This window comes from Halomonas sp., assembly GCF_029263665.1.
Classification (GTDB): Bacteria; Pseudomonadota; Gammaproteobacteria; order Pseudomonadales; family Halomonadaceae; genus Halomonas.
In genome coordinates, this window is record NZ_JAJUFQ010000041.1 from 1 (window position 1) to 12,395 (window position 12,395).

11 protein-coding genes and 1 pseudogene are annotated in these 12,395 nt (G+C 46.3%); all 12 read right to left on the minus strand.

What is annotated here, in order from left to right; all coding sequences use genetic code 11:
* A pseudogene (locus tag Q1K07_RS20875) lies at positions 1 to 402 on the minus strand (UDP-glucose 6-dehydrogenase); the annotation flags it as partial.
* 180 nt (positions 403 to 582) lie between these two features.
* A complete protein-coding gene (locus tag Q1K07_RS20880; protein WP_300315769.1) occupies positions 583 to 1,662 on the minus strand; it encodes an acyltransferase in 1,080 nt (359 codons plus the stop codon).
* 217 nt (positions 1,663 to 1,879) lie between these two features.
* Entirely contained in the window at positions 1,880 to 2,893 is a 1,014-nt protein-coding gene (galE, locus tag Q1K07_RS20885) for a UDP-glucose 4-epimerase GalE (protein ID WP_300315772.1), read from the minus strand.
* Positions 2,894 to 2,909: 16 nt separating this feature from the next.
* Positions 2,910 to 4,295, minus strand: coding sequence for an undecaprenyl-phosphate glucose phosphotransferase (locus Q1K07_RS20890; protein WP_300315775.1), 1,386 nt, complete (start codon positions 4,293 to 4,295; stop codon positions 2,910 to 2,912).
* Between the two features lie 3 nt (positions 4,296 to 4,298).
* Entirely contained in the window at positions 4,299 to 5,303 is a 1,005-nt protein-coding gene (locus Q1K07_RS20895; RefSeq protein ID WP_300315778.1) for a glycosyltransferase, read from the minus strand.
* 19 nt (positions 5,304 to 5,322) lie between these two features.
* On the minus strand, positions 5,323 to 6,465 hold the full coding sequence (glf, locus tag Q1K07_RS20900; RefSeq protein WP_300315781.1) for a UDP-galactopyranose mutase: 1,143 nt from the start codon (positions 6,463 to 6,465) through the stop codon (positions 5,323 to 5,325).
* Positions 6,466 to 6,565: 100 nt separating this feature from the next.
* Positions 6,566 to 7,351 carry a hypothetical protein gene (locus tag Q1K07_RS20905; protein WP_300315784.1) on the minus strand — a complete coding sequence of 262 codons (786 nt, stop codon included), beginning with the start codon at positions 7,349 to 7,351 and terminating at the stop codon, positions 6,566 to 6,568.
* A gap of 164 nt (positions 7,352 to 7,515) precedes the next feature.
* Positions 7,516 to 8,796, minus strand: a complete 1,281-nt coding sequence (locus Q1K07_RS20910; protein ID WP_300315787.1) for a glycosyltransferase — start codon at positions 8,794 to 8,796, stop codon at positions 7,516 to 7,518.
* Between the two features lie 15 nt (positions 8,797 to 8,811).
* Positions 8,812 to 9,783 (minus strand): glycosyltransferase family A protein, encoded by a 972-nt coding sequence (locus tag Q1K07_RS20915; protein WP_300315790.1) that lies wholly within the window; start codon positions 9,781 to 9,783, stop codon positions 8,812 to 8,814.
* A gap of 12 nt (positions 9,784 to 9,795) precedes the next feature.
* On the minus strand, positions 9,796 to 10,452 hold the full coding sequence (locus tag Q1K07_RS20920) for an ABC transporter ATP-binding protein (RefSeq protein ID WP_300315793.1): 657 nt from the start codon (positions 10,450 to 10,452) through the stop codon (positions 9,796 to 9,798).
* Complete coding sequence (locus Q1K07_RS20925; protein ID WP_300315796.1) at positions 10,449 to 11,948, minus strand: tetratricopeptide repeat protein; 1,500 nt, start codon at positions 11,946 to 11,948, stop codon at positions 10,449 to 10,451. Before Q1K07_RS20925 ends, Q1K07_RS20920 begins: the two co-directional genes overlap by 4 nt.
* A partial coding sequence (gene cysC / locus Q1K07_RS20930; RefSeq protein ID WP_300315799.1) for an adenylyl-sulfate kinase occupies positions 11,945 to 12,395 on the minus strand: 451 nt, incomplete at its 5' end. The genes cysC and Q1K07_RS20925, both read right to left, overlap by 4 nt.

Sequence of the window (12,395 nt, forward strand, 5' to 3'; positions counted from 1 at the left end):
CACCGTCGCCAGCACCTTGTCCGCCGTCCCCACCGGCACAGTGGACTTGTCGACCACGACCTTGTCTTCCTGCATGTACTCGCCAATGGTCTCCGCAACCGCCAGCACATACTTGAGGTCCGCACTGCCGTCCTCATCCGGTGGCGTGCCCACCGCGATAAACTGCAGCTCACCAAAGCCCACCGCCTCTTCGGGATCCGTGGTGAAGCGCAACCGTCCTGCCGCCACATTGGTCTTGACCATGGACTCCAGCCCAGGCTCATAAATCGGGATCTCTCCCTCCTTGAGGCGGGCAATCTTGTCGGTATCCACATCCATGCACATGACGTCGTGGCCAACGTCGGCCAGACAGGTGCCCGTCACCAGCCCCACATAACCTGTGCCAAAAATAGTGATTTTCATTTCCTGTCACTCACTGCTGAAAACTGAAATCAGGCGAGAATGGCTGCCCATTTATTCATAATGATGTTATATTTAAAACTTCATCTTTCTCTGTGCAATATTTTTACACAGCACACATAGTTTTGTATGCACTTTTCGTCTCAATATATTTATAAAAAACATTGCATGAAGGCCGCATAACTATAAAGCTTTTCTCGCCTTAGCATCTGCTATACCAGTGGATACGCCGGTACAGAATCTTTGATTCAACATAGACCTAAATGGGGATTCTATAAACTTATAAGTTAAACAAGATATCAATATAGTAAGCAAGAAGCCTGCTGCCCAATAGGCTATTTTATCACTTGTTTCCCAACCAGTGTATACAACAAGAGCATTCAGGACAAACATATGTGTCAGATAAATAGAATATGATATCTTTCCAAGAAAAATTGAGATTTTATATTCAAAAAAAAGACGTAGATGCTTAGAAAAAACAACACATATTAAGATAGCACCGCATGAAATTACAGCTGCAGTATTTTTCCAAACATAAATACCATGGCCAAATATAGACTTTGAAACCTCTTGAAGATTTATTCCTAAAGCAAATAAAGAAATAATTAGTAAAACATCAAAGACGACCATTCTTTCTTTCATAGCCAAAAAGATTGGATACACTGCCATTCCAATCAAGAACATGTGCCCACGCGGAATGATTCTTAAAAATGCTGTCTCTAAGTCCCCCCACCGAAGGGCGCCATAAACTGTCTGCTGAGCTATAAATACAGATACTACTAATATATAGAAATATATCCATCCTTTATCTTTGGCCAACCAAAAAACTGGAAATATAATATAAAAAATTATTTCAATAGAAATTGTCCATAACACGACATTTCCATCAATAAGAATAAGATGGTGAAAAACTGAAGAGATGTCTTCAATTCTATAGATAGAAAGAAAGTGGTCTTTTGCTGGTATGAAGCTAGTAAGAAAAGCAAGCAGCACCACAAAAAAATATAATGGATAAACTCGGGAGAGTCTCTTTACCATAAAATCATGAACATAAGTTCTGCATTGTTTTCCTTGAGTGACATGCATCATCAGAAAACCTGATAGAGCAAAGAACAACATTACTCCAATTTGACCAAGTCCTGATATCCGTAAAAAATCCTGTAGATCAGTCCGAATTGACATATGGGCAATTACCACCACAAGAGCTGCAATGCCTCTTAACCCATCCAGAGCATGATAGTGTATCGCGTCATCCTTGGTCATTATTGACTCTCATCCCAAGCCACCTTTAAGAACGCACTCATTTCGAAATACCAAACAAGCTGTAGTAAAGAAGAACAGTATAACCACTGATGCATTGACATAAATTTCACAGAGATCCATTCTTCTTAAATTTTTAGATGAATTATGCGTTTTTAGCCACTATCATTTAATAAAATCCCATACAGAATACCCAAAAGCCGCAAGACAATAGTTTGCATTAACTTTCAAAACCATTGGGGTTCTGCGACTGCCAGCACCAGGTATCAGCAATCATCTCATCCAGGCTGAACTCTGCTGTCCAACCAAGTTCTTCATGCGCTTTGGTTGCATCAGCCCAGAATGCAGGCAGGTCCCCATCACGACGGGGGGCAAACTGATAAGGAATGGCTACGCCAGTGACACGCTGGAAGCTCTCGACCATCTCCAACACGGAAAAGCCGGTACCAGTGCCCAGGTTGTAGATATGCACGCCTGGCTGTTCAAGCTTGTCCAGGGACTTGAGGTGGCCCTTGGCCAGATCCACTACGTGCAGGTAATCACGTACACAGGTACCGTCTTCAGTCGGGTAGTCATCACCGAAGATGGACAACTCCTTCAGGCGTCCCACTGCCACCTGAGCGATAAATGGCATCAGATTGTTGGGGATGCCTCGCGGGTCCTCACCAATCTGTCCTGAAGGGTGTGCGCCAATCGGGTTGAAATAGCGCAGCAAGGCCACCGACCAACGATCATCGGCAAGGCATAGATCTTCCAGCACTTTCTCGACCATGGCCTTGGATGTGCCATAGGGGTTGGAAGTCGACCCACGGGACATGCTCTCGAGATACGGCACTGGCGCTTCTGCCCCGTATACCGTCGCCGAGGAACTGAACACCAGGCGAAATACACCTGCAGCCGCCATGGCCTGGCATAGCGTCAGGGTGCCGTAGACATTATTCTCGTAGTATGCCAACGGCTTGCCGACACTCTCGCCGACGGCCTTCAGCCCGGCGAAATGAATGACCGACCCAATCTCATGGTCCGCAAACACTTTGTCCAGGCCGCTGCGATCTCGAATATCGCCTTCTACAAAATCGACCTTCTTGCCCGTGATCGCTTCAACTCGCTCCAGAGACTTGGCACTACCGTTGCAGAGGTTATCCAGCACCACCACATCATGACCTGACTCAAGCAGCTCGACCACCGTGTGGGAGCCAATGTATCCGGCACCGCCGGTCACCAGTACTTTCATGATCAACACCTAAAATTCAACGGGCATGCGGGTGAAAGAAACCATGCCACAACGTCATCACGATGATCTTCAGATCCAGCCATAACGACCAGTTCTCGATATACCAAAGATCGCATTCAATACGTTTGGAAAGATCCGTATCACCTCTCCAGCCCTGCACTTGGGCCCAACCCGTAATACCAGCATTCATCATATGCTTCTGCATATAGCCGGGAATCTTTTCCTTGAATTCGTCGACAAAAACCGTGCGCTCGGGGCGTGGGCCGACAATCGACATTTCCCCTTTCAAGACATTGATGAGCTGGGGAAGTTCATCCAGGCTGGAGCGTCTCAGCCAGCCACCAATCAAGGTTGTCTGCTTATTGGACGCCTGTCCCCATTCCACACCTTTTGCCTCTACATTCGTGGGCATCGTGCGGAACTTGAGCATCTTGAACGACTTGCCATTCCAACCCATGCGTTCCTGGCGATAGAACACCGGGCCACGGGATGTCAGCTTTACGGCAAGGGCGACCAGCAACATGATGGGAGATAATGCCAACAGAATCAGTGCTGAAAGCACCCTGTCTTCCACTGCCTTCAGCCAACGGGAAGTCCCGCTCATCGGGCTGCAACTCATATCCAGCAGATAAAGCCCAGCGACACTGGAAAGATCATGATTCAAGAGTCTCAGCCCCTGAACATCCGGCATGTATCGAATATCCTTGGTGCAATGCTTCAGCGTTTCCAGAATTTTTTCGACCACGGATCCCCTGGAAATCGGCAAGCATATCCAGACTTCATCTGCATCAGGCTGGCCATCTCTCTCTGTATCGAATGCCTGACAATCAGCGATATCCAGGGCATCGCATCCCGAGGCATCCATCAGGCGGGCACCTATGATATCGAAGCCAGTAGAAGGCTGTTCTTTCACCTTCTGGACGGCGAAGGCACAAGATTCCAGGTCACCAATCATCATGACCGTCTTGCGGTTGTGCCCTTGGCTACGAATACGGTTAAGAACAGGATAGGCAACCGCACGGATACCAACGCTGATGACAAAGGCATTTGTCAGCCATATTCCCAGCCATGCTCGGGAAAAGCGGACACCCGTCTTGGTGAAATACAGGTAGGTAAAGATGGCAGCCCCAAGAATAGCGAAGCAACGCGCTATACGGACCACCAGCTCGACACGCACGGCTCCACGCCATGACCGATAGACACCACTGTTGCGAAAGATGATCATGCCCAACAAAGCCCCGGACAACATCATCCAGTGGTAACGTTCAATCATGTTATCCAGCGTACCGAAGCGCATGAAATAGGCTAGATATCCACCTGCAATCAGTGCCACCACATCGGTGACACGGGCCGCCATATGTGAATAAGGGATAAACCCTGAAATTGTTTTGATACGCGCCATGGATCAGGAAAACCGACGGATGATTTCATCATGTGAACGGGAAAAATTACGCTTCACCGCATCTCGTATCGCGAGATAACAAAGAGACAGATATCGTCGCTTGTCATCATAGTGCCTGGCAGCAAGCAACCAGCTGGCTACCTTGACGGGAGCCACCAGTGGGAACCACCAACCAGCGGCGATACGATACATCTCCAGGCCATTGCGATAAGTGTAGTAGGCTTTCCATAAGGGAGAAATTGCCTTTGGTGCATGCAACTGAACCCCACAGTCATGCTGAAAGCGGACATTAGGTAAGAATACGTGTCGGCTACCACTCTTTCGTAGGCTTAACGTGTATATGACATCATCTCCATAGATGAATAATTCCCCACGAGGTAATCCTACCCTATTCACAGCATCAGAGCGTACGAAACAGCCAACAAAAGAAGATGAATCAATATTCATAGGCGGGGCCATTCCATAATGCTCGTCAGAAACATGAAAGCCCTGGCGAGAGCGTCCCGACAACATGCCCAGAACCGTTCGCCATAACAATTCAGGATGCCAGAAAGGATTCCAGCTAGGCCGATTCATCTCACAGATACGACCATCCGGGTAATACACCGCGGCTGCCGCACTATCAACGCCACTGAGGTCCTGCTGAAGGAATGTCGCAAAAGCCCCTTCTTCCGGGCGTGCATCATCATCGAAACACACAAGCCAATCCGGTGAGAAGGCATCCAATGCCTCACGAAAACCTATCTCAAAGCCTCCAGCGCCCCCAAGATTGCGTTCGGGCGTCAGCACGCGTATGCGAGGATCCTTCAGATCGCTCAACCACTCACGGCTGCCATCGGTAGAACCGTTGTCTACCACGACAACACCGATCACAGGTCCAGCCAATACAGAAGCGATACCCTTCTTTAGCTGTTCAAGGCGATTAAAGGAAACAATGACAGCCACCAAGCTCGGCTGAGCCCGTGGCTGCTCTACACTAATGCTATCAGTGCTTAGCGGATCAGTCATTTAAACCCATTTGTCAGGCTTATACTTCGACAAAGAACGCCGGAGCCGGCTTATTCTCTTCCAGGCACTTGAGGAAACCTCGAGCGGTATCCAGCGCTTCGCGGATGGTGACATCCATATCCAGGTAGCGATAGGTACCCAGGCGCCCTACGAAAGTGACCTTGTCCGTCTGCTTGGCCTTTTCGACATAGTCGGCCAACATGGCCTTTTCCTTGACCAGACGAATGGGATAGTAAGGAATATCTTCCTCGCCACACTCGCGACTGTATTCACGGTAGCAGACACTACCATCATGCTCTTCCCAGGGCGAGAAATGCTTATGCTCGGTGATACGAGTATAGGGAACCTCTTCTTCCCCGTAGTTCATCACCGCGCAGCCTTGATAATCACCCTGATAGGTAAAACGTTCGAAGTCCAGGGTACGATAGCCGAGGCGACCGAGCTCGTAGTCGAAGAAGCCATCCAACGGGCCGGAGAAGAATACATGGTCATACTCATCGAGCATCGAACGTTCGAAACGAGTGTTCAGCTTCACGATAATGTTGGGGTGCTCAAGAATACCTTCCACCAGTTGGGTATAACCGTGCTCCGGCATGCCTTGAAAACGATGAAAAAAGTAGTTGTCGTTATAATTGAAGCGGACCGGCAGACGCTTGAGGATGCTGGCCGGCAGCTCGCTCGGGTGGCAACCCCACTGTTTCTGGGTGTAGCCCTTGAAAAAGGCTTCATACAGATCCTTGCCCACGAAGCGCATGGCTTGCTCTTCGAAAGTCTGTGGGTCTTCAATGGAAGTATCCGCCTGTTCTTCGATAAAGGTACGCGCCTCGTCCGGGCGCATGGTCTTGCCGAAGAACTGGTTGATCGTGTGCAGGTTGATCGGCAGAGAGAACACCTGCCCCTTGGCGGTAGTCTTGACCCGGTTCACATAGGGTTTGAATGTAGAAAAACGGTTGACATACTCCCATACTTCCTGATCATCGGTATGGAAGATATGCGGACCATAGACATGGGTCATTACACTAGTTTCAGCATCACGCTCAGTGTGACAATTCCCAGCAATATGGCTTCGTTGATCAATGACAGTTAACTCATGACCACAGTCAGCTAACTCACGGGATATAACAGCATTTGAGAATCCTGCTCCTACCAGCAAAATTTTCATAGAAGCTCCTTATTAAAAATCATATGAAAAATATCAATCAATGAGAATCTACTTTAATTATTGATCAGTCATGATAAATGCAGCACTATAACACCATAACCTATAGTGAAGACTTTATTCTTTCCACATCAGCTTGATATTTTTCTCTCATCTGCTGTTTTAGCTGTCCTTTAATTGGGGTAAACTTTCCATAGTTCAAAGTAGGGAAAAGAGATGAAAGTTTATTAAACACCTTGGGCGTAACTGTAACACCAATCTCATCCGAAAGGAACGTTGACATCATAACAGCCTCATTTGAAATACCATCATTGAGATATTTGTCAAGTCCCTTCAAAGAAGAGTAAGGAACACCAAAAATCATATCATCATAATAATTTTCAGGTTTCTTCAGTATAGATTTAAAATCCTCAACAATTAACCTCTCACAATTTATTCCATTTTTTATTCTCTCAACGACATCATACCAATCCAGCTTATCAAGAGATGTGCGACCCATGAATGAATCAAAGCTTTTGAAATTAAGAGCTCTATTCATTTGCACATAAATGGATGGCAAAAACTCATCATAACTTCTAGTAGTGAAGTATACAGCTTCAACATTTACATCAGAAAAAAACTTATTTATTCTTTTGAACCTACTCTCAATGTTTTTATAGAACCCTTTAGAAGTCAAAACCTCTTGAACAAGGGCAATAAGATTTTCTTCTGAGACAATGACTTTAGTTTCACCCTGATAATCATTTTGCTCTTTCAGAACATCAATAAAAGTTTTATCAATAGTGCTTGGCAGCATTTTTGGATAAAAATGAGGCCTAGAAACCAAGTCGCGAAACTTCTCTCTAGGAAAATAATAAATCCCTTTTTCCGAGAGATATTTCTTATTCATACGAAGCACTTCTTGAAGTGAAGTGGTCGCCGTTTTATGAGCTCCGAGATGGAGATGGACTTTTATCATAAGAATCCCATTCATGATATACATGATGGCATGCAATACAAGTTATGCATTACATGCATCACAGTTAAAAACAACAAATAAAATATAAATGAAAGTTATGGGACCCTACGTTCTTCATCTTCCAAAAGCCGGATCAGCTCAGAAAACTCCAGTCGCTGACGAACTTCTTTTATATCTCTCTCAATACCAGTCAGATTTCCTCCACCTTTATTTTTTCTTGGGGAGAAAAATTTCGATTTGACAGGACTTCTGGCATATAGATATTGACGAATCTTTCTTGCAGTCTCTTTTGCGCCATATTGTTCGTAGTAGACCTTAGTCTCTTTCGCAAGAAGCAATATTTTCCTAACACGACTGGAAGAAGTGTATTTTACGCTATCACTTATATATACACCATCTTCACTCTGGTCAAAAGATGTCAAAGCACGATTGGCCAGATCTCTTCCTTTATTTCCCATGTTTTGGGAGTTAATCACACGCTGAACAAATGAGCTGTCATGCTTATGCAAAGCACCCGACAAACATAGCAAGACTTCATTTTTTAAATCACTTTCTATTGCATCATATATCCAACAGGTATTGTTGATCACCCAAAGCACCAACTCGTTCTTATATGTATCATACTCGCCAGTGGCTTTTAACCAAGAGAGAATGGTATCGTGGTGATCATAGAAAGCCAAAAGTCTCTCATCACCCGTAGACATTGTCTGTCCTACACGGTTCATACGGTGATAGCAGAGAACTTTTTCCAATAAGGAAATTGAATTAGCTTTAGAGATGCAGAACCAGTGGAAAGGATTATCCTCATAAAAATAATCGCCTTCCGGATAACGAATATCATTATCATGAATGAGCTTGGATGAATAAAGCTTACGCCAAGGAACAGGGTTAAATTTCAGTAAACGTTTCTTATCGCCGACGGATGATAAAGGAGAGCCTTTTTCAATATCGCTCAGCCAATGCTTACGGTCACTAGGATCATAATAGGTATCGTCTATTTGATTATAGTTTCGAAAGTCTCCAATGACCAAATCAGAGCCAGTATCTTTACCCAACTGAATGAGAGAGGAGAACATATCTGGCTCGCACCAGTCATCTCCATCAACAAACCCAATCCACTCCCCTGTGGCCTTACTGATCCCAACATTCGCGCCTGTTGCTACTCCCCCGGGAGTGTTTTCTTCCAATAGAATAGGAACGATCCTAGAATCACGCTCCGCAAACTCTCGGATAATAGAAGGGGTTGAATCTGAAGATCCGTCATCAACAACGATAATTTCCAAATTCTCGTAATCTTGATCAACGACACTTTTCAAACATTGACCAACATATTCTTCTATATTATATGTAGTGACAACTACTGAAATCTTATCCATTTTTCCTCCGAGAAATCAGTTCAAATCAAGACGATACTTTAGTGCTTCAATAGCAACGTTTGGCATTTTTTCAAAAATCAGATAATAATCTTTCTTCGTCATTGACTTGAATGTCAGGCGAAACTGCTCTAGGAACTCCTCTTCATGCTCATCATCAATTCTTGCATGTCCCCAACGGAACAATTTTATCTTGAATGAAATAAAAAAATGATAGAAACGTTTTTTCAGAAATGAATTCTCGGAGAAATATGTATGCAACTCATCAAATACTGAAAGCATCGACATACGGCGAGAATCAGAGATGTTCGTAATCTGATCAGCGCCTATGGCCACACGATGTCCACAGAATTTTTCATCAATGAATGAAATATTTTCTGCGTTCATCATGATTTGCCAATGCGCAAACACATCGTTATGGACAGGAGTTTCAGAGAACCTTAGTGATATTTCACGAGCATAATCCGTACGTACCAGTTTATTCCATGGATAGTTAACAAGTTCCAATGCATACCCAACAGACCTAACATTGACAGGCTGCTCTAACCCTACAACCTTCAGCCGGTCAAAAATCCTCTGATCGTGGGCATTCATGCCTAATTTGGTATCACTTGGCCCATGAACCCTGTCGTACGCCATGACAGTTACCTGGCTGCCATTCCTTTCTGCTACAGCGACAACATAATCCAGCTTACTTGGGTAGGCATAGTCATCTGCGTCAAAGAAAAGCACATAGTCTTCTTTGACCTTTTCAAACCCTTGGTTACGACACCGACCCGCTCCGGATGGCTCACTATTGCAGATCACTTCCCCATCAATTGACTTTTCCAAAAATAGTTTTTTGACGTTTTCAACAGTCGAGTCTGATGAATTGTCATCTACAACATAAAATTTTGTCTTGACATTATTATGCAGGGCAATTGATTCAATTGCCTCTAAAATACGATTTTCTTCGTCTTTTACAGGGATTACTATAGCTACACTGCTCACGCATCACCTCTACTATAATTCAATGACTTTATTGCATAATTTTTTAATTTGGCCTTCAGAATGACTAACCAGCACTATAGTCTGGTCAGAGTGAAATTTTTTTACCATTTCACTCTCTGCCTTTTTTCTGAATTCCTTATCCCCAACACTTAGAATTTCATCAAGCAGTAGTACGCCTGGTGTCATGAACATAGAGACAGCGAACCCCAGACGTGAACGCATCCCTGAGGAATACGTCTTGACAGGTTGATATATAAAGTCTCCAAGCTCAGAGAATTCAGTGATGTCACTCATCCTCGACTCAACCTGCCTTCTCGTATACCCCATCAACATTCCACTAATAATAGCGTTATCTGTTCCTGGGAGCTCTGGATCAAATCCCGCCTGCAATGCAAGCAACGATACTGTAACACCAAAGTTAACAACCTCACCGGAGTCAGGCTGGATGATACCTGCAATGGTGCGCAACAATGTTGACTTTCCGGCACCATTTCGCCCTACGATTCCCAGTGTATCCCCCCGACAGATATCAAAGCTGACATTTTCCAGTGCCTGAAAATATTCAGGCTTGCGGAAAAGTCCCCCACGCCGCTTGTAACGTACCCCAACATCTTTCAGGGAAATGATAACCTCTCCATGGGCCGGTATCTGTTGCTGGCTTGCCATCATTCAATTACCACCCTGGGGAAAATGGGTTCAAGGCGACGGTATAGTGCCAACACGATAACCAAACCGATCATGCAACCAAGGAAGACCCAGCCCAAGCCACTCCAGTCCGGCCACTGGTTTTCCACCAGTACCAAGCGGTACTGATGCAGAATATTGGCCATGGGGTTGGAAAAGAACAGCGTATGCCATTCAGAGGGAATACGGTCCACGGTATAGAAAATACCGCTGGTAAACAGCAGAAACTGAATGCCTGTCGGGATCAGGTTGGAAATATCCCGCACAAAGGGAACCAGCATGGCCAAAAAGCAGCTGATAACCACCATCAACAATAGCTGTACCGCAATAACCGGTACTACGGCCAGCCAATGCACGGTTGGCGGCAAACCATAGAAGACCAGGAACAAACCCAGCATCAGAAATACCAGTGTCTGTTTCCCAGTATTCTGGACAATACCAACCAAGGGGAAAAACAGTGGCGAAATGCGCACTTTATGCATCAAGCCCTTGCCACCCACAATCGAACCAGAGGTCTGCTGAACTGTCTTGGCAAACCATTGAAATGGGACAAGACCTGTCAACAAGTAAGCGATAAAACCAGGGCCACCTCTTTCCATCAATACACCGAAGACAATGTAGAAGACTGCCATATACAACAGCGGGTCAAGAATCCACCAGAAGTATCGCAGATGGTTCTGGTTTGCCTCGCTCTTTAGATTAAGACGAGCCTTCGTCCACACAAGATCAACAAACGTCTTCCAGTTGCGCCGCTGCGGAGGGCTAATGTTATGAACCGACTCACCCTCGCCTTCTTCTTGCAAACTGATCAACCAGGCATTGCCATACTCCTGGGCCAGTTTCAACTGCCGAGATAGCGGCTCATTGCCAAGCTTTTCTGCTGCCTCAGCTGCTCGCGCAAAGCCCGAAGCATGCTTAGGGAATCTTTCTCGCACCTGTTGCCAACGTTCTAGTGCTGTCTGCCAATCTTTTTGCTGCATGGCTATTTCAGCATATTGCACTGCCAACCTAGCATTCTCTGGAAAAACCTCTTGCCCAAGCAAATTTTCCTGCTCGGCACGACTACACTGATCTGCCTTTTTATGAACGTTTGCGATACTCCAGATAACATCTGGGTCATCGGAAAACTTTTCCCTAGCCTGTTCTACCAGCTCAAGTGCTCTATCGAATTTTCCTCGCTCTATCTCAAGCTCGGCATATTGGCGCAATGTGTTAGAGTTTTGAGGGAAGCGTTCTACTGCTTCAGATATCAACGCCTCAGCCAGGTCATATTCTTCAAGCTTGCGATGGGCAATGCTGGCCTGGATCCAGCTTGCGGATTCGTCAGGATAGAACTCTCTCACTAAAGCCCAACGTTGCGCAGCAAGGCGCCACTCTTGACCATGAGTGGCCTGCCAAGCCCATTCTTGCAGGTCCTTACTATCGGGAAGGCCGGCTTGCGCCGGCCCCTGGTTTCCCTGCGTCATTTCTTGCTCGCTCACAGGCAGCTCTTCACCAGTTGGTTGACCAATTCCTGCTGGGTGTACTCGGTGGTCTTGAGCACCACTTCCGCGTCCTTGGGTACTTCATAGGGGCTGTTGATGCCGGTGAAGTCGCCAATCTTGCCTTCGCGGGCCTTCTGGTACAGTCCCTTGGGATCGCGCTGCTCGCACACGTCCAGCGGTGTGGCCACATAGGCTTCGATGAAGCTGCCTTCGGCGAACAGTTCCCGGGCGGTATCGCGGTCGCTGCGGAACGGCGAGATGAAGGCGGTGATCACGATCACCCCAGCCTCGGCGAACAGGCGTGCCACTTCACCCACACGGCGGATGTTCTCGGCCCGGTCGGCTTCGCTCATGCCGAGGTCCTTGCACAGGCCATGGCGGATGTTGTCGCCATCCAGCAGCATGGTGTGATAGCCGCGGCGGTTGAGTTCGACTTCCAGGGCA